Consider the following 17,098-nt stretch of genomic DNA (forward strand, 5'->3'; position numbering starts at 1 on the left):
ACCCGTATGGAACCCTCCGTCGACAGCCGTGAGTACCGCGTCGTCTTCTTCTGCCCGACCTCGAGCGCGCAGCTCGAGCACATCGAGGCACCCGTGCGCCGCGTGCTCACGCGCATCTCGGCTCCCCCGGCGGAGCTCGCGCCGCTCGAGGCGGCCGGGACGCTCGGCGAGGCGGGCTGGCGCGTCTACCTGGTGCGCTCCATGACCGAGCGCTCCGCCGCGCTCGCGCTCGCCGCGCACGTGACCGAGGCCGCGGCCGCCATCTCCACCGAGCTGGACACCGAGGTGCTCGGGCTCTACGTGGACGTGGCGAGCGACACCGCGCGGGTGTGCCGCTGCATGCCCGAGGAGAACCCCGAGACGTTCTCCGGCCAGCGCCGCAACGTGCTGGATCGCACCGCCGAGTGGCTGGACATCAACCCCGCGCACCTCTCCGCGCTCTTCCAGCTCGCCCTGGACACGGACGAGGAGATGGACGCGGAGGATCGCTTCGTGGAGACGAAGCTGCGCGAGGCGCGCGAGTTCATGCAGCGCTATCGCCAGCGGCGATGAGATCCCGGACGCCCGCGGATTTCGCGGGCCGCTGCCGGGACTGCTACATGCCGCTCGCGTTGTGCCTGTGCGCCGAGGTGTCTCGCGTGCACACGCGCACCGAGGTGGTGATCGTCCGCCACAACAAGGAGACCCACAAGTCCACCAACACGGCGCGGCTGGCGGAGCTCATGCTCGAGCGCTGCCGCATCGTGACGTACGGCGCGCCGGGCGGGGACTTCGTGCCGGAGTCACTCGCCACGCCCCGGACGTGGATCGTCTTTCCCGAGGCCCCGCTCCCCGCGCCGGACGCGCCCCCACCCGAGCGGCTGCTGCTGCTCGATGGCAGTTGGGCCCAGGCGCGGCGCATGTACCAGCGCATCCCCGGGCTCCTGCGCCTGCCAGGCATCCGGCTGCCCCCGCCCGCGCCCGACTCGCGGCGCCTGCGCCAGCCGCCCCACCCCTACGGCATGTCCACCGTGGAGGCCATCGCGGGGGCGCTCGGCCTGCTGGAGGGCGAGGCCGTGGCGCGCCCGCTGCGCGCCCTGCACGAGGTGATGATCGACCGGGTGCTGGCCAGCCGGGGCGTGGGCACCGTGCCCGAGGTCGAGGACGACGGAGACACGCCGTGAGCGACGCGCCCCGCGAGTGGATCGTCTTCGACTACACCATGGAGTCGCTGCTGCGGGTGCTGGGCCAGCCCCTGCTGCCCGAGCACGTGGCGGGGCTGATGGCGCTCGGGGTCAACCCGCGCCGGCTCGAGCCCGCCTTCCCGGTGGCGGTGTACATCCGGGTGCTCGACTTCATCGGCCAGCAGCTGTGGCCCGGGCTCTCCCGGGAGGAGGCCGCCTTCGCGGTGGGCCGGGCCTTCATGGTCGCCTACCGGCAGACGCTGATGGGCAAGGCGGTGTTCTCCATCACGCGGGTCATCGGGCCCCACCGGGCGCTCGACCGCATGAGTCGCAACTTCCGCAGCGCGAACAACTACACCGAGACCCGCCTGACCCCGCTGGGCCCCAACCGCTACGCGCTGTGGTTCAACCACGCGACGAACACGGGCTTCTTCCGGGGACTGCTCACCGAGGCCCTGGAGGGCATTGGCGTGCGGGGGCTGAGCGTGACGCTGATGGACAGCGGCGGGCAGGAGCCGGGCGCCACCTTCCTGGTGTCCTGGTCGGAGTAGCGCCCCGGCGAGGACCGGGGCCCGCAAAGAGCGAGGCCCGCCTCCCGGTGCCTCGCGGCGACGGGAAGCGGGCCTCGTAGAATCCCGCCTGCCCCCCGGCACACGGGAACCCGGAGGCGGAGGGGCCACGCACGTGGTCCACCACACCCGGGAGCGGGTCGCCACCGCACGAGCCCCCTCGTCCGGAACGGCCTTCCTTTGTTCTGGAACGCACCCTCTCACGGCCCCCCGCCGCCGCGCTGTGAAGCCCTTCACTCGATTCCTGTGAGGTGCGTCACCCCCGCTGTCACCCTCCGTGCGGCCCCGCCTCCACTCCGCCCTTCGGGGACCGGGGCGGCTGCGCTAGCGTGCCCGCCATGCCGCGCACCCTGTCCTTCCGTGGTTTCCTAACCCTGGGCCTCGTGGCCTGGACGGCCTCGGCGGCGCCCGCCGCTCCCGCCCCGGCCCTGCCCTCCGCCGAGGAGCGCCTGGCCCACCTGGCCCGGCTCTGGGGTCAGGTGAAGTACCGCCACCCGGCCCTGGCCTCCCGGGACATCGACTGGGACGCGGCGCTCGTGGCCGCCCTGCCCCAGGTGGAGGCCGCCGGGGACGCCGACGCCTACGCCCGCGCGGTGCAGGAGCTGTTGGAGACGCTCAAGGATCCCGCCACGCGCGTGCTCCGTCCGGAGGAGGCCGCTCCGGCCGAGGACACGGGAGCCTCTGGCGCGGGCCGCGAGCAGGCCGCGCGCTGGGCCGCCAAGGACGTGCTCCTGCTGGACCTGGGCGCGCCGTGGACCGAGACGCCCCGGAGCGAGCTGGCGCGCGCCAAGGCCGTGCTCGTGGACCTGCGGGCCCGGGGCCTGGACGCCCGCGCCCCCGAGCGCATGGCCCAGGCGCTCGGCGGCGTGCTGCCGCTGCTCCTGACCCAGCCCCTGCAGGTGCCCGGCTCGCGCTCGGTGTTCCACTCGGGCCACCGCGCGCACACCCTGCCCGCCGACGGCCGCTACACGAGCGCGCTGCTCACCACCTCGGGCGAGGTGGTGCCGCCCCAGGGACAGGGCAAGCCCCGGCCCATCCTCTTCGTGCTGGACGACCGCTCGCCCGTGGACGCGCGCGTGCTGACGATGAAGGCGCAGGGCCTGGCGCAGGTGCTCACCGAGGGCCGGCTGGATGACGGCGCGAGCGCCGAGACGACGCGGGTGGAGCTGGGCGCGGGGCTGGTGGCCAGCGTGCGCCTGAGCGAGCTGGGCGTGCCGCTGCGCGCCGACGCCGTGCTGCCCCGGCGCGCCCGGAGCGAGGGCAAGGACGACACGCTGCAGAAGGCGCTGGAGCTGGCGCGCAAGCCCGTGCGCAAGGTGAAGGTGCGCGAGGTGGAGCTGCCCCCGGGCCGCTGGCGCACGGACAACGCCTACCCGGACATGACGTACCCCACGCGCGAGTACCGCCTGCTCGCGCTCTTCCGGCTGTGGAACGCCATCGAGCTGTTCTACCCCTACAAGCACCTGATGGACGGCGACTGGGACGATGCCCTGCGCGCCGCCGTGCCGCGCTTCGCGGGCGCCCAGGACGCCGCGCAGTACGCGCTCGCCGTGGCCGAGCTGAGCACGCGCCTGCAGGACGGCCAGGTCACCCTCGCGGGACACCCGGAGCTGGAGCGGCGCGGCATCTCCGGCAGCCCCGCGCCCTTCGAGGTGCTGGAGCTGGAGGGCAAGCCGGTGGTGGTGCGCGTGGGCGACGCCGAGGCCGCCTCGGGCCTCAAGCGGGGCCAGATCGTCGAGACGCTCGACGGCCAGCCCCTCGCCCAGCGCCTGGAGGCCCTCAAGCCCTACGTCACGGCCTCGCAGGGCACGGCGCTGCGCCAGCGGCTGTGGACCCAGGCGCTGTCGGGCCCGGACGGCTCCCAGGCCACGGTGGGCGTGCGCGACGCGGACGGCCAGCTCAAGCAGGTGCGCTTCACCCGGGGCCCGCGCCGGGAGTCCCCCTCGGGCGAGGCGTGGCGGATGGGCCCGGACAACATGGGCTACGTGGACTTGACGCGGCTGCGGCCCACCGAGGTGGCCGCCCTGTTCGAGAAGATGAAGAACACCCGGGCGCTGGTGCTCGACCTGCGCGGCGCCTCCCCGGGCACGCGCTGGGCCCTGACGCCCTTCCTCACCACGCGCAAGGCGCGCCACGGCGCGGTGCTCGAGCGCAACCTCGTGTCCGCGGACCACACGGGCCGCTACAAGTTCTCCGAGGAGCTGCCCCCTGCCGGCGCGGCGCCCTACCGCGGCCGCACCGTGCTGCTCATCGACGAGCGCACCCTCGGCGCGGCGGAGGACACGGGCCTGTTCCTGGAGGTCGCCAACGGCACCACGTTCGTCGGCGCGCCCAGCGCGGGCGCCACCGGCGGCGTGACGGACCTGGTGCTGCCCGGCGGCATCTCCCTGCGCTTCTCCGGCGAGGACGTGCGGCACGCGGACGGCCGGCAGTTGCAGCGCGTGGGCCTCAAGCCCCAGCTCTACGCGCGGCCCACGCTGGCGGGCCTGCGCGCGGGCAAGGACGAGGTCCTGGAGCAGGCCTACGGCTGGCTCAAGGGCAAGGGCGGCCCGGTGGGCGCGCCCCGCTAGCTAGTCGACCTTCTTCATCTCCTCCACGAAGGGACGGGCCTTGAGAAAGCCCGTCACCCGCGGCGCGCGCAGGCTCTCGCCCTTGGACGAGACGAACGCCACCGTGGGCAGGCCCTCCACCTCGAAGCGCTCCATCAGCGCGTCCAGGGCGTCGCTCGCCCGCGTGGCGTCCACCTTCACGTTGAGGAAGCGCTCGGACTCGGAGATGACCTCCCCGGCCGGGTACGTCTCCCGGTCCAGCTCCTTGCAGGCCGCGCACCAGTCCGCGAAGAAGTCGATCATCACCGGCTTGCCCTCGCTCCGGGCGCGCACGAGCAACTGCTCGAAGGCCTCGGGGGAGAACTCCTGGCCGTGCGCGGGCAGCACCGCGCTCCAGGCGAACGTGGGCGCCCGGGCCGGCTCGGCCCACCCGAGCTTCACCCAGAGCTCGCCCGCGCCCTTCTCGTCCAGGGCCCCACCGCGCAGGACGAGCGCCAGCACCACCAGCGACACCCCGAAGGTCTTGAAGGTGAAGTCCCGGGGCCCCTCCTTGAAGGACAGGTGGATGGCGCCCAGCACCACGCCCAGGCCCGCGAGCCCCGCGGCCAGGACGGTGCCCGGCGTCTGGCCCACCTGCGCGAGCACGCCCTTGAGCGCCCCGCCCACCGCCGGGAACGCGTCCTTGAGGTAATTGAAGGCGAGCGCCACCAGGACGATGCCCAGCACGCTCTTCACCCACTCCATCCACACCCCGCTGCGCGGCAGGCGCACGGTGAAGACGCCAATGAGGAAGAAGGGCACGCCGATGCCCAGCGCGTAGACGAAGAGCAGCGCCGCGCCGAGCCCGGTGCTCTGCGACTTGGCCACGAAGGCGAGCAGCCCCGTGAGCACGGGCCCGGTGCACGGCGCCGCGAGGAAGCCGGACACGCTGCCCATGAGGAAGGCGCCCGTCACGCCCGAGCCACCCACCGTGGTGAGCCGCTCCTGCACGGCGCTCGGCAGCGCCAGCTCGAAGGCGCCGAACATGGAGCACGCCAGCGCCAGGAGGAACACCGCGAGCCCCGTCACCACCACGGGACTGCCCAAGAGCGAGCCGAAGGCCTGGCCCGTCTTGGCCGCCAGCACGCCCAGGGCGCTGAACACCACGCCCATGCCGACGATGTAGGCGCTCGTCAGCAGCAGCGCCTTGCCCCGGCCCTCCGCCTGCCGCGCGCCGAAGACGGACACGGTGATGGGGATGAGCGGATAGACGCACGGCGTCATCGCGGTGAGCAGGCCGCCGGCGAACACCACCGCCGCGCCCAGCGCCAGACTGCCCGACTCCAGGAAGCGCGCCGCGTCCAGCCCCGCGCTCGGCCCGGTGGGCACCAGCCAGGGAATGACCGCCACGCCCAGGGCCATCACCGCCGCGAGGCCCACCTTCTTCTTCGTGTCCATGAGGCTCCTTCGACCGCCAGGAGCCCCTTTATACCCAGGCCCGGGCCGGGAGGAACGCGCCACGCGGCACGCTCCCCCGGCTGGTGGCCCTCCCGCGCCTCAGCGCGCGCCGAACGTCTTCACCATCTTCGTGTACACGCCCATGATGAGCAGCGGCGCCACCCACATGCCGGTGAACCGGGCGGCGCGCTCGCGGCCGGTGAGCTCCGCGCCCAGCGAGAAGGCCATGCAGCAGAAGCTCGCGAAGAGGAACACGTCGGAGGGCACCTTGGCCGCCTGCTGCTCGAGCAGCAGCGTCAGCGAGCTCTCCGTGTGCTCCGCGCGCATCACCGTGGCGGCCCGGTAGTCCTGCTTCGACTTCTGGCTCGCCGGATTGACGTCCTGCCTCACGTTCACGGTCATTCCCACCCTCCCCACCCGTCTGGCGGAGCCGCCTGGGCTCCGTGCGCCCCCGGGCGCCGGTGAGCAATATGTGCTCCGTCAACGTGGACGGGGAGGTGGGGATGGAGGGCGTGCAGGCGAACGAGCGGCTCCAAGACGGATTGCAGTGCGCGACGGACGGGGCCGGCCCCCTGCTGCAGCGGGACTACTGGGCCCTCATCGAGCGCAGCCGGTACACCCCCGAGGAGGTGATGGAGTTCGTGTCCGCGCGCTTCCCCGAGTTCCCCCCCGAGGCGCTGGTCGTCTTCGAGCGGCTGGGCGGGGGAGACGGGCCGCTGGAGGTCGGCGAGGAGCTGAAGGTGGACATCCGGGGCGCGGGCGAGTGTCGGGTGCGCATCATCCACCGGGACGCCCAGAGCTTCACCATCGCCACCCTGCCGGGACACCCCGAGGCGGGCCGCATCACCTTTGGCGCCTACCGGAATGACGAGGGCGACGTCATCTTCCACATCCGAAGCCGGGCGCGCTCCGGCTCGGGGATCATCTACCTGGGGTTCTACAGCGGCGGCGAGGCCATGCAGACGAACACCTGGACCGACTTCGTCAACAACGTGGCGCTCACGTGTGGCGAGGGCGTCATCGGCTTCATCCACGCGGAGACCACCGTGATGGAGAAGGCGCACGAGGACGCGGACGACATCCAGGGACCCACCTATCTCGCGCGTGGAGACGAGGCATGACGAACGTCGAGTGGCGTTGGAAGTCGGGCTGGTCGGACCCGGAGCTGCTGTCCCGACTGGGCCGGGCCACCACCCTCCCCCTCAACTTCGAGGGCGAGGAGAAGGGCATGACGGCCGAGAACGGCTGGAGCGTGGTGGAGTCCCAGGCCGTCATCGGCGTGGACAAGCCGGGCCCGCCCAAGGGGGAGGACGGCTTCGCGCTGCTCAAGCACGCGGTGACGGAGCTGGGCTTCTCCGATCCGCGCATCGTGCGTGGCCACTTCGACAGCGCCATGCCCCTGCTCGGCCGCCCCATGCTGTTGGAGCTGCGCCCGCTGCGCTTCCTGCGCTACCTGTGTCCGGTGCGCGTGCGGGCCGTGCGCTCCGAGCAGGACGAGACCCACACGGCCTACGGCTTCAGCATCGACACGCTCGCCGGGCACGTGGAGTCGGGCCGGGAGTGGTTCCTGTTGAGCAAGGACCACCGCACGGGTGAGCTGCGCTTCCACATCCGGGCCACGTGGCGCGAGGGCGAGTTCCCCAACTGGTGGAGCGCGGTGGGCTTCGAGGTGATGGGCCGCCGCTACCAGCGCGCCTGGCACCACCTGGCGCACCTGCGCCTGCGCGAGCTGCTCGCCAAGGGCCACCTGGCGGCGCACCCCTCGGGCGAGACGATGCAGGACACGCCGCTGGAGGTGAGCCGGCTGCCGGTGCAGTTCCACTCGCAGCGCGGCATGAGCCGGGCGCTGGCGAAGGTGGAGCACGAGGCGGAGAGCGAGCGGGGCCAGGACTGGCTGACGACGGTGGGCTTCGGGGTGCTCGCGGGCATGCGGAGCATGAGCGCGCCGGCGGTGCTCGCCTACCAGTACTCGGTGGAGCCCAAGGCGGTGCCCGGAGGCTGGGGCGAGCGGGTGCCGTGGAAGAAGACGGCGGCGGTGCTGGGCGTGCTGGCCGCGGGCGAGCTCGTGGCGGACAAGACGCCGTGGATTCCCGCGCGCATCGCGCCGCCGGCGCTGCTGGGCCGGGTGCTGTCGGGCGCGCTGACGGGCGCGGCGGTGGCGGCGCCGGGCCGCAAGCTGTCGCCGACCCGCGCGGTGGTGGGCGCCACGGCGGCGGTGGTCGCGACGCTGGGCTTCTACACCCTGCGCCGCTTCGCCACGCGCCGCCTGGGCGTGCCCAACGTGGTGGCGGGCCTCATCGAGGACGCCGCGGCCGCCGCGATGGGCGGTAAGCTCTTCGCCTCGCTGCGCTGAACCCGCGAGGCCCCGCCGTCCATCCAGCGACGGGGCCTCGGGAGGACGTCAGTTGCCAAATTCAGCATCGAACGCGGCGATTGCCTCCTCGATGGAAGCAGACGGTCCAGAGCGCTGCTCTGGAGCCTCCTCACAAAAGAACTCCCAGAGCTGTCGCTCATGCTGGCGCATCGCGTCCGAGTCCACGGGCAGCCGGATCCAGTCGGCGCTTTGAACGACAAAACCACCTTCCGGAATCAGTTCGAAGCAGCGATAGACAATCGCTTTCTCGGCACTGATGCGACGGAAGACATTGATCAGCTTGTATAACCTTGAATCATTCATCCTGGGGCACCCACTTTCCGCATGGAGGCCGCCGCGGATGCCGCGCTCGGCGGCGGGCTGTTCGCCTCGCTGCGCTGAGCGCGGCGCGGTCCGCCCCGGGCCCTACGGACAACCCAGTCCGTTGCACGCGCCCGTGGGCGGGCAGTAGTTGTAGGCGGCGGTGCAGGTCGCGAGGCCCCCGCCGCAGGAGGAGTTGTAGAAGGAGAACCGCGTCACGTCGCTCGTCAGCCCGCCCACGACGACGTAGTTCTCCCAGCCGCCCAGGTTCGGCGTGTCGCAGGCCATGGGGGCGCTCGTCGGGTAGGAGAAGGTCAGGGTGCCACTGGCCGGAATCACGGACCCGCTGATGCCCGTGTCCTTCCACCAGATGGCCGCCGGACCACACGAGGCGTGACGGTTGTACTTCACCACGCTGGCCCCCGGCTTGCCGGAGATCATCACGCGGAGGAACGCACCCGGGCTCGGGTGGGCCACGCTGCCATTGGAGCCACACGCCGGAAAGCCTCTGTCATTGATGAGGATGATCTGCGGCTTCGTGCAGTTCCCAACGGCACCACTCCCCTCTTGCGCCGAGCAGTACGTGCCGGGAACATCCTTGCAATGACAATCCGCGGTACAGGCATTGGGGGCGGGAGGACCTGGGACGAGAACCCCAACACAGCGCCCCGCGCTGCATATGTTCCCGGGCTGGCACTGGCAGTTGGACGAGCAGAGCCCCTGCGTGGCTTCTCCGACGACCTCCGCCGGTTCGGCCGTGGGCGCCTCTCCGCCCGCACAACCCGTCATCAGAACGCCAGACAAAAACACGAGCACCATCTTGAGCTTCATGCGGGGTACGCCTCCCGTGGGGTGAACACGCTCCAGTGGACACGCCATCCGACTGGCAGCCAACACATCACCCTAGGCCCAATGGCCTCGGAGGTGGTGCGGACGGACCTGCTCCTCCCAATAGTTGACACTCCAAGTGAATCCTGTCAGCCCCAGACGCGCTGTTCCAGCCGACATGGGAGTGCGCCAGCACCCGTCGGACCGCGGCGCGGTCCGCTCAAGGACAGGAACGACCCCTGATGGCTGGAAAGCGCACATAGGCGAGACGGAGCGCGTCCAGATGCCGGGGGTTGTCCAGGTCCAGGGGCTCTTCCGTGAGGGGCACCACCCAGCCGCCCGAGGCCGTGCGCCGCGAGCGCGCGAGCAGTAGCCCGTCTCGCGAGAGGTCGGGAAACCCCAGGAGTTGGGCGGTGGCGGCCGACCAGTAGTTCACCCATCCCAGGCGGTACGGAATCAAGGGGGAGTCGAATTCGTCCGGGGGCTTGAGCAGGGGAAGTCCAAGCGGCGGCGTATGGGGCGCGGAGAACGGATGCCAGACTTGCTCCGCGACCATGAGCACCACGGCACTGGGGCTCATGTCTCCCCACCAGCCGCGAGCGGCTTCACCCACCCCCTCCAACGTGCCCACCGCCGCCCGAATGGCTTGTGATTCCAATGGCAATTTCCCATGGATGCTCAGCGCGGACTGACCCGCCGGAGAAACAGCGTCTCTTGGGATTCCGTAAACCATCACCGGGTAAGACTCGTCACCATTGCAGACGAGCGGAAAATCGCCACGCGCGACCGCCTCGGAAAACCATTGCTCGCGCCGTGGCAATTTCAGGAGTTGTCCGTCCTCGGTAACATCCCAGACCAGGTGAAGCCCAGGGAAGGAGTGCTCCATGGCCTGGACCACGGCCAGAGGGCGACCATCACCTCTTTCAAGGGGGGTCGTGAAAACAGTCATGACCAACTGGTCGCTCGCGCTTGGCATTTCAGCACCCTGTCACAACGACCTTCAAGGTGGCATCTTCTTTGAGCAATGCTTCTCGGTGCGAGGCATGACGGATCCCCACCACGAGTTGGTAACCACAGGCACCAAGCCCATGGCCCATCCACCTCTATCACGTGCACCTCGCCCATCTTGTGCTGGAAGGCCGCCGCCACCGGCGGCAGTTGTCGCGCCAGCACCAGTCGGATGAACTCGGGCGACGCCGCGATGCCAGCGTCTGCCGCTCGAGCAGCGGCGTCTCCGCCCGCGGGACCATCGTCCACCGCGCGTGAGCCACCCGCGCGACCTCCACCTTCTGCCGCAGCCACATCCGCGCCAGCGTGCCCTTGGCTGCGCCGCCGCCACGGCCCGCCCAACGTGAGGGCGAACTTTATGGTGACACCTCCGCGGCCGCGATCGGCGGCAAGCTGTTCGCCTCGCGGTGCTGAACGTGGCACGGTCCGCCCCCAAGGCCCGGGGCGGACCGAGGTCCCGGCTAAGGATCGACCGATGTCGGCGGCCTGGGGGATTCTCGCACGGGGACGTAGCAGCGCCCCTGGTGTTCGTAGAACTGGCCACACGGAGGACGCCGCTCCATGCGGCTCCAGCACCCTCCGTTGATCTCCTCGTCACCTGTCGACGCCGGAAGACAGGGAGATGCCTGCTGTTTCTCTAGGCGCTTGGGCGGCATGGGCACCGCGATGGTGCCGCCGTCACGCGACAGCCAGTCGGTGGCGATGGACTCGAACTCGGGCCGCTCCGGTGCAGCATCCATGCGGATGGGCTTGGGATGCGGCGCGAGCAGGCCCCACAGAGCGATGCCCACGGCCAGAACCCCCAGCGCACGTGGGGGCCACGTGGCGGGGACGTCCCACGTCGACCAAGCCTTCCGCTCTCGACGGGGATTGAGTCGCGACACCACACGCAAAGCCACGAGGAGGGGAATCGTACTGCCCGTACTCCGTGCGCACGCGATGGAAAAAAGGAGGATTTTCAGCCTGCGGAATCCGTGATGCCTGGCACCAATGAAGATCCGGGCCCATTGCCGCCGTTTCTTGAGGGTCATTCAGGGGAAACTACTTACTGCGTCGTGCACGATTGCGTCCACAGTCCAGGGCCGCGGACGCAGCCGCTCGACGTCAAATAAGTAGCCAGGCGTGCTTGCCTTGAAATCTACGCCCGACTGACCTTGTCGATTGAAGCCCTCGTTCCGATTCACCCCAGGAACGGATGGAGCGGAAGCCACTGCGGACTCGCCGTTCCAACCGTCATTGGAGTGCGCCAGCACGGTAAGGCGCGTCATGGCCACCGCCTGCCTGGGTGGTCAGTAGTCGTAAAAGTAGAACGCCGCGATGTCCGCCTTGCCGTCACCCGTGAAATCCCCTGCCACCGGCCGACCTCTGTTCCAGTCCCATTGGCCCAGCCCACTCAACCACGGTCGGGAGAGTGAAAACGCACCTGTCCCCGTCGCGGTGAACAACCAGAGGCCCGTGTTCGCGTTGCCGTAGTTGTAGAACGCCGCGATGTCCGCCTTGCCATCGCCCGTGAAGTCACCGGCGACGGGAGAGGCGTTTTTCCATATCCAATTACCCGGGCCACTCAACCACGGCCGGGAGAGGGAAAACGCACCCGTCCCCGTCGCGGTGAACAACCAGAGGCCCGTGTTCGCGTTGCCATAGTCGTAGAACGCCGCGATGTCGGCCCTGCCATCGCCCGTGAAGTCACCGGCGACGGGAGAGGCGTTTTTCCATATCCAATTACCCGGGCCACTCAACCACGGCCGGGAGAGGGAAAACGTGCCCGTCTCCGTCTGAGTGAACAACCAGAGGCCCGTGTTCGCGTTGCCGTAGTCGTAGAATGCCGCGATGTCGGTCCTCCCATCGCCCGTGAAGTCGCCGGCGACCAGTTGGCACTGACTCCAGATCCAGTTCCCAGGGCCACTCGTCCAGACCAGGGACGCAGAGAAGGACCCTTTACCCGTCGCCCGGAAGATCCAGAGGCCCGTGTTCGCGTTGCCATAATCGTAGAACGCCGCGATGTCTTCCTTCCCATCACCCGTGAAATCACCAGAGACCAGCTTGGTTCTGTCCCACGCCCAACCGCCAGCACCGCTCTTCCAAAGCAGCGAAGGAGAGAAAGCGCCTGATTCTGTCGCGGTGAGCAGCCAGAGGCCTGTGTTCGCGTTGCCATAATCATAGAACGCCGCGATGTCGGCCTGACGATCGTTCGAGAAGAGGCCCGCCACCTCCTTGCTCGCGGCCCAGGCCCAATTTCCCGCACCACTCCACCAAGCGGAGTAAGGAGAGGAGAAACCTGATCCCGTCGAAGGGAACATCCAGACTCGGGTATTGGCCGTCGCAGCGGAAACGTGTTCATGAGGAACCGTCTCGACCGCGGCTGCTCCAGCAGGGCTTGGTAGGAAAAAAAGGCCTCCCAGAACAAACACCGAGAATGCCCTGCGCCCATGACTCCAGAGGAACAGCGGACTCGAATCACTCGTCCTGGCCATCACGAACCCTCCACGACAACAGTGCTCTCCTGTCCGTACCAACAGGAGGGAGCGCGCTGGACTTGCCTGCACAACACCAAAACCCACACACTCCGTGTGGCCTGGCTATCTGGCAGGCAGGCAAGTTTCTGTCGTGTCACACCAGACGGTCGCTCACCCCTTCTTCTCCGGCACCTGGAGGCCCGCCGAGCGCGCCAGACCCATGACGCCCTCCACCGCCGCGGCGATGTAGCCAAAGGGATTGGCCCCATCCACCGCCGTCACGTGCACCTCGCCCATCTTCTGCTGGAAGGCCGCCGCCACCTGCGGCAACTGCTGCGCCAGCACCAGCTGGATGGACTCGGGCGACAGCGTGTTGTCGATCTCCTTGAGCGCCTTGGCCCGCGCCAGCTCCGGCTCCTGCGCCATGCGCGCCTTGCGCGCGTCCATCTCCGCCAGCGACAGCTCCGCCTCGGCGATGGCGCACCGGGCCTCCGCCGCCCGCGCCTGCGAGCGCGCCCGCTCCTCCTCCTGGTGCAGCTCCGCCATGCGCGACTCGTGCCGCGACGCCAGCGCCTGCCGCTCGAGCAACAGCGCCTCCGCCTCCGCCTGCGCCTGGAGCGCCTTCATCCGCCGCTCGTGCTCCACCCGCGTGGCCTCCGCCTCCTGCTCCAGCTGCATCCGCTCCAGCGCGCCCTTGGCCTGCGCCGCCGCCAGGGCCCGCTCGTTCTCCTGCTGCGCCTCCGCCATGCGCCGCTCGGACTCCAGCCGCGTCAGCGTCTGCGCCTCCTCCGAGCGCGCCTTCTGCTCGCGCACCTCGCGCTCGGCGTTGAGCTTCGCCAGGGCCACCTCGCGCTCCAGGGACACCTGCGCCTGCCGCGTGCCCCGCTCCTTGGCCACCCGCGCCTCCTCCACGCGCGACTCCACCGCCAGGGACTCGAGCTTCGCCTGCTCCTCGGCCTCCTGCCGCTTCTGGCGGACCTCCTCCTCCGTCGCCAGGCGCGTGAGGGAGATCTGCCGCTCCACCTCCGCCTCCTCGCGGCGGATGAAGCGCTCCTTGGCCAATTCCGCCTCGCGCGCCACCCGCTCCTGCTCCTGGCGGTAGCGCGCCTGCATGTTCGCGAACACCACCTCCGACAGCACCCGCACGTCCTGAATCTCAATCGTGTCCAGGACCACGCCCCAGCCCGTGTCCGCGCGGTCCTCCAGCCGCCCCCGCCCCGACACCACCGGGGCGATCTCCCGCATCAGCTCCTCGGCCAGGCCCTCCTTGCGCCGCGTGAGGCACTCCTCCACGGTGAGGTTGGCCACCAGGCGCCGCACCGCGCCCACGAACATCTCCCCGAGCAGCTCGGCCAGCTTCTGCTGCGCCCGCTCGGGAAAGGAGAAGTTGAGCATCCGGAAGGCCACCAACGGGTCGACGATCCGGTAGACCGCCAGCCCCGTCACCTGCACGCCGACCTTCTCGCTCGTCACCTGATCCGCCGTGAAGCGCAGCCGCTGCACGCTCGTGGGCACGATGGCCACCGCGTCCCCGGGCAGCTTGAAGCAGGAGGCGCCCTGCCCGCTCACCTCGCGCACCCGGCCCCGGCGCATGTGGATGAGGAACTCGCTCGGGCGGGCGGTGATGAGGCCCCACTTCTTCATCTTCTCCGGATCCTCCTCCGGCTTGCCGGCCCGCCAACCGTTCGGGTAGCGCCCCTCGGGCTCCACCCGGGCCAGGTCCTGGCGCACCTCGTTGCGCGGCAGGGGCGGCGGCTCTCCCACCGACACCGCCAGGGAACCCGCCGCGTTCACCTTCACCATCCGCTTGTCGTTCGTGCTCATCCGTGTGCCTCCAGAACTCGTGGAGATCCCGGATTGCAGACCCCTGGCCAACCGACGACTGCCCTGAAATCGGGCACTTGGCGCCGGGGGGTGGGCCGGGGTGGCGCGACTGCCCCATTCTGGAGCGGGCCAGAGCAGGGCGGTGTCTGAAAGAGGACTGAATCGGTCCGATTCGGGGTTGATACCGGGCGGTCACCCCCGGCCCGCATGTCGCCTTGACCGAGGGGGGGTCGATTTTATAATTGACCAGTCCAGTCCACTTTAGGTGTGCCAATGTAGGCACCCCAGGGACGTCGCGGGGTTATCCACCCGAGGCGTCCCAGACCGACGGCTGTCTGGAAGGCTCTACGCGATGCTGAAGCTGCCCATCTACATGGACAACCACGCCACCACGCCGATGGACCCGCGCGTGCTGGAGGCCATGCTGCCCTACCTGCGCGAGGACTTCGGCAATGCCGCGTCGCGCAATCACGCGTTTGGCTGGAAGGCCGAGGCGGCGGTGGAGCTGGCGCGCAAGCACGTGGGCGCGCTGATCGGCGCGTCGGACAAGGAGATCGTCTTCACCTCGGGCGCCACCGAGTCGGACAACCTCGCCATCAAGGGCGTGGTGGAGTTCTACAAGGACAAGGGCGACCACATCATCACGCTCAAGACCGAGCACAAGGCGGTGCTCGACACCTGCAAGCGCCTGGAGCGCGTGCGGCAGGAGCGGCTGGACGAGCTCAAGATGCTGCGGCTCATGCAGCTCACGGGCGGCCCGGTGTCGCGCGAGGATCTGGCCACGCTCGCCATCAAGCACGACCTGGACAACGACGCGGCCTACCAGCAGTGGGCGGCGCTGCCCACGGGCGGCGCGCGCGTGACGTACCTGGAGGTGGAGAAGGACGGCCGGGTGGACCTGCGCAAGCTCGAGGCGGCCATGACGGACAAGACCATCCTGGTTTCCATCATGCTGGCCAACAACGAGATCGGCACCGTGCAGCCCATCGCGGAGATTGGCCGGATGTGCCGCCAGCGCGGCATCCTCTTCCACTGCGACGCGGTGCAGGGCGTGGGCAAGGTGCCCTTCGACGTGGAGGCGATGCAGGTGGACCTGGTGTCGCTCTCCGCGCACAAGATGTATGGCCCCAAGGGCGTGGGCGCGCTGTACGTGCGCCGCAAGCCGCGGGTGCGCATCGCGCCGCTCATCGACGGCGGTGGGCATGAGCGCGGCATGCGCTCGGGCACGCTCAACGTGGCGTCCATCGTGGGCTTCGGCGAGGCGGCGCGCCTCGCCCGCGAGGAGATGGCCGAGGAGGCGGTGCGCCTCAACCGGCTGCGCGAGCGGCTGCGCAAGGGCATCGCGGAGAAGTTGGATCTGCTCACGGTGAACGGCTCGCAGGAGCACCGGCTGCCGGGCAACCTGAACATCTCCTTCGCCTACGTGGAGGGCGAGGCGCTGATGATGGCCATCAAGGACGTGGCGGTGTCGTCGGGCTCGGCGTGCACGTCGGCCTCGCTCGAGCCGTCCTACGTGCTGCGCGCCTGCGGCGTGGAGGAGGAGATGGCGCACAGCTCCATCCGCTTCGGCCTGGGCCGCTTCAACACCGAGGAAGAAGTCGACTTCGTCATCCAGCTCATGGTGGACAAGGTGAACCGTCTGCGCGAGATGAGCCCGCTGTACGAGATGGCCAAGGAAGGCATCGACCTCAAGAGCATCGAGTGGACGGCGCACTGAGTCCCTCCCCCACCCCTTCTGTTCCCCCCCTTTTCGGAGCCCCCCATGGCCTATAGCGACAAAGTCATCGACCACTACGAGAACCCCCGCAACGTCGGCTCGCTCGACAAGGCGGACCCCAACGTCGGCACGGGCCTGGTCGGCGCGCCGGCGTGCGGCGACGTGATGCGCCTGCAGCTGAAGATCAGCGACGAGGGCATCATCGAGGACGCGCGCTTCAAGACGTTCGGCTGCGGCTCGGCCATCGCGTCCAGCTCGCTGGTGAGCGAGTGGGTGAAGGGCAAGACGGTGGACGAGGCGCTGACCATCTCCAACAAGGACGTGGCCCGGGAGCTGGCGCTGCCGCCGGTGAAGATCCACTGTTCGGTGTTGGCCGAGGACGCCATCAAGGCGGCCATCGACGACTTCAAGAAGAAGCGCCAGGCGCGCAACAAGGCCTGAGTCCAGACGGCACGCGAGGAGACGCGGGATGAACGAGCAGGCGACAGGACAGACGGGCCAGACGACGGCGCCTGCCACCCCGGCCCCCAAGCCGGCGCGGGGCATCACGCTGCATGACAGCGCGGTGGTGCAGTTGCGCCGGCTGCTGGAGGAGCGGCGCACGCCCGAGGCGGGGCTGCGCATCGCGGTGCGGGGCGGTGGGTGCTCGGGGCTCGCGTACGTGATGGAGTGGTCGGAGAAGGCGCGCGAGAAGGACAAGATCTTCGAGCGCGAGGGCGTGCGCGTCTTCGTGGACCCGAAGAGCTACCTGTACCTGCTCGGCACGGAGATCGTGTACGAGTCCACGCTGATGGCCAGCGGCTTCAAGCTCAACAACCCCAATGTGAAGGGCGCGTGCGGCTGCGGCGAGAGCTTCTCCATCTGAGCGCTGTC

At 69.7% G+C, this 17,098-nt stretch carries 18 protein-coding genes; 9 read left to right on the top strand and 9 right to left on the bottom strand.

The features are described from left to right. Window positions 1–6 precede the first annotated feature (6 nt). The 4 genes from I3V78_RS29965 (at window position 7) to I3V78_RS29980 (ending at window position 4,302) form a co-directional block, all read left to right on the top strand. Entirely contained in the window at window positions 7–552 is a 546-nt protein-coding gene (locus I3V78_RS29965) for a hypothetical protein (protein WP_204492684.1), read from the top strand. After that, window positions 549–1,163, top strand: coding sequence for a tRNA-uridine aminocarboxypropyltransferase (locus I3V78_RS29970; RefSeq protein ID WP_204492686.1), 615 nt, complete (start codon window positions 549–551; stop codon window positions 1,161–1,163). The genes I3V78_RS29965 and I3V78_RS29970 overlap by 4 nt, the downstream gene beginning before the upstream one ends. Beyond that, the gene (locus I3V78_RS29975; RefSeq protein ID WP_204492688.1) at window positions 1,160–1,714 is read left to right on the top strand and encodes a DUF2378 family protein; all 555 of its coding nucleotides are present in this window, start codon (window positions 1,160–1,162) and stop codon (window positions 1,712–1,714) included. The genes I3V78_RS29970 and I3V78_RS29975 overlap by 4 nt, the downstream gene beginning before the upstream one ends. A gap of 356 nt (window positions 1,715–2,070) precedes the next feature. Then, window positions 2,071–4,302 (top strand): S41 family peptidase, encoded by a 2,232-nt coding sequence (locus I3V78_RS29980; protein WP_204492690.1) that lies wholly within the window; start codon window positions 2,071–2,073, stop codon window positions 4,300–4,302. Here the strand turns inward: I3V78_RS29980 and I3V78_RS29985 are convergent, their stop codons facing one another. Both I3V78_RS29985 and I3V78_RS29990 read right to left on the bottom strand, forming a co-directional pair. Then, complete coding sequence (locus I3V78_RS29985) at window positions 4,303–5,718, bottom strand: protein-disulfide reductase DsbD family protein (protein WP_204492693.1); 1,416 nt, start codon at window positions 5,716–5,718, stop codon at window positions 4,303–4,305. 99 nt (window positions 5,719–5,817) lie between these two features. Beyond that, window positions 5,818–6,120, bottom strand: a complete 303-nt coding sequence (locus I3V78_RS29990; RefSeq protein ID WP_204492696.1) for a hypothetical protein — start codon at window positions 6,118–6,120, stop codon at window positions 5,818–5,820. 68 nt (window positions 6,121–6,188) lie between these two features. On the opposite strand from I3V78_RS29990, the gene I3V78_RS29995 reads away from it, so the two are divergent. Both I3V78_RS29995 and I3V78_RS30000 read left to right on the top strand, forming a co-directional pair. Continuing rightward, entirely contained in the window at window positions 6,189–6,839 is a 651-nt protein-coding gene (locus I3V78_RS29995) for a DUF1990 family protein (RefSeq protein ID WP_239576745.1), read from the top strand. Continuing rightward, entirely contained in the window at window positions 6,836–8,071 is a 1,236-nt protein-coding gene (locus I3V78_RS30000) for a DUF1990 family protein (RefSeq protein ID WP_204492699.1), read from the top strand. The genes I3V78_RS29995 and I3V78_RS30000 overlap by 4 nt, the downstream gene beginning before the upstream one ends. A 48-nt stretch (window positions 8,072–8,119) precedes the next feature. Here I3V78_RS30000 and I3V78_RS30005 read toward each other — a convergent pair whose 3' ends face one another. From I3V78_RS30005 to I3V78_RS30030, 7 genes are all read right to left on the bottom strand, one after another. Further along, window positions 8,120–8,395, bottom strand: coding sequence for a hypothetical protein (locus I3V78_RS30005; RefSeq protein ID WP_204492701.1), 276 nt, complete (start codon window positions 8,393–8,395; stop codon window positions 8,120–8,122). 102 nt (window positions 8,396–8,497) lie between these two features. Further along, window positions 8,498–8,869: a hypothetical protein gene (locus tag I3V78_RS30010; RefSeq protein ID WP_204492703.1), complete on the bottom strand. Its 372-nt coding sequence runs from the start codon at window positions 8,867–8,869 to the stop codon at window positions 8,498–8,500. A gap of 571 nt (window positions 8,870–9,440) precedes the next feature. After that, on the bottom strand, window positions 9,441–10,196 hold the full coding sequence (locus I3V78_RS30015) for a DUF5953 family protein (protein ID WP_338023781.1): 756 nt from the start codon (window positions 10,194–10,196) through the stop codon (window positions 9,441–9,443). A gap of 1 nt (window position 10,197) precedes the next feature. Beyond that, window positions 10,198–10,317: a DUF6310 domain-containing protein gene (locus I3V78_RS39540; protein ID WP_239576749.1), complete on the bottom strand. Its 120-nt coding sequence runs from the start codon at window positions 10,315–10,317 to the stop codon at window positions 10,198–10,200. Between the two features lie 372 nt (window positions 10,318–10,689). Beyond that, on the bottom strand, window positions 10,690–11,019 hold the full coding sequence (locus tag I3V78_RS30020; protein WP_204492708.1) for a hypothetical protein: 330 nt from the start codon (window positions 11,017–11,019) through the stop codon (window positions 10,690–10,692). Window positions 11,020–11,517: 498 nt separating this feature from the next. Beyond that, window positions 11,518–12,438: an FG-GAP-like repeat-containing protein gene (locus I3V78_RS30025; protein ID WP_204492710.1), complete on the bottom strand. Its 921-nt coding sequence runs from the start codon at window positions 12,436–12,438 to the stop codon at window positions 11,518–11,520. A 417-nt stretch (window positions 12,439–12,855) separates the two neighbouring features. Beyond that, a complete protein-coding gene (locus tag I3V78_RS30030; protein WP_204492712.1) occupies window positions 12,856–14,508 on the bottom strand; it encodes an SPFH domain-containing protein in 1,653 nt (550 codons plus the stop codon). A gap of 355 nt (window positions 14,509–14,863) precedes the next feature. On the opposite strand from I3V78_RS30030, the gene I3V78_RS30035 reads away from it, so the two are divergent. Genes I3V78_RS30035 through I3V78_RS30045 form a run of 3 tightly spaced genes read left to right on the top strand, consistent with a single transcriptional unit; the run spans window position 14,864 to window position 17,090 of the window. Next, window positions 14,864–16,225: an IscS subfamily cysteine desulfurase gene (locus I3V78_RS30035; RefSeq protein ID WP_239578580.1), complete on the top strand. Its 1,362-nt coding sequence runs from the start codon at window positions 14,864–14,866 to the stop codon at window positions 16,223–16,225. Between the two features lie 45 nt (window positions 16,226–16,270). Beyond that, entirely contained in the window at window positions 16,271–16,666 is a 396-nt protein-coding gene (gene iscU, locus I3V78_RS30040) for a Fe-S cluster assembly scaffold IscU (RefSeq protein WP_204492716.1), read from the top strand. A 28-nt stretch (window positions 16,667–16,694) separates the two neighbouring features. Beyond that, window positions 16,695–17,090, top strand: a complete 396-nt coding sequence (locus I3V78_RS30045; protein WP_204492718.1) for a HesB/IscA family protein — start codon at window positions 16,695–16,697, stop codon at window positions 17,088–17,090. The last annotated feature ends 8 nt before the right edge of the window (window positions 17,091–17,098 follow it).

The organism is Archangium primigenium, from assembly GCF_016904885.1.
Lineage (GTDB): Bacteria > Myxococcota > Myxococcia > Myxococcales > Myxococcaceae > Cystobacter > Cystobacter primigenius.

Bases quoted from the DNA above. Each gene is read 5' to 3' on its own strand.
- I3V78_RS29965 (WP_204492684.1), top strand. From the start codon at position 7: ATGGAACCCTCCGTCGACAGCCGTGAGTACCGCGTCGTCTTCTTCTGC.
- I3V78_RS29970 (WP_204492686.1), top strand. From the start codon at position 549: ATGAGATCCCGGACGCCCGCGGATTTCGCGGGCCGCTGCCGGGACTGC.
- I3V78_RS29980 (WP_204492690.1), top strand. From the start codon at position 2,071: ATGCCGCGCACCCTGTCCTTCCGTGGTTTCCTAACCCTGGGCCTCGTG.
- I3V78_RS29985 (WP_204492693.1), bottom strand. From the start codon at position 5,718: ATGGACACGAAGAAGAAGGTGGGCCTCGCGGCGGTGATGGCCCTGGGC.
- I3V78_RS29990 (WP_204492696.1), bottom strand. From the start codon at position 6,120: ATGACCGTGAACGTGAGGCAGGACGTCAATCCGGCGAGCCAGAAGTCG.
- I3V78_RS29995 (WP_239576745.1), top strand. From the start codon at position 6,189: ATGTGCTCCGTCAACGTGGACGGGGAGGTGGGGATGGAGGGCGTGCAG.
- I3V78_RS30000 (WP_204492699.1), top strand. From the start codon at position 6,836: ATGACGAACGTCGAGTGGCGTTGGAAGTCGGGCTGGTCGGACCCGGAG.
- I3V78_RS30005 (WP_204492701.1), bottom strand. From the start codon at position 8,395: ATGAATGATTCAAGGTTATACAAGCTGATCAATGTCTTCCGTCGCATC.
- I3V78_RS30015 (WP_338023781.1), bottom strand. From the start codon at position 10,196: ATGCCAAGCGCGAGCGACCAGTTGGTCATGACTGTTTTCACGACCCCC.
- I3V78_RS39540 (WP_239576749.1), bottom strand. From the start codon at position 10,317: ATGGGCCATGGGCTTGGTGCCTGTGGTTACCAACTCGTGGTGGGGATC.
- I3V78_RS30030 (WP_204492712.1), bottom strand. From the start codon at position 14,508: ATGAGCACGAACGACAAGCGGATGGTGAAGGTGAACGCGGCGGGTTCC.
- iscU (WP_204492716.1), top strand. From the start codon at position 16,271: ATGGCCTATAGCGACAAAGTCATCGACCACTACGAGAACCCCCGCAAC.
- I3V78_RS30045 (WP_204492718.1), top strand. From the start codon at position 16,695: ATGAACGAGCAGGCGACAGGACAGACGGGCCAGACGACGGCGCCTGCC.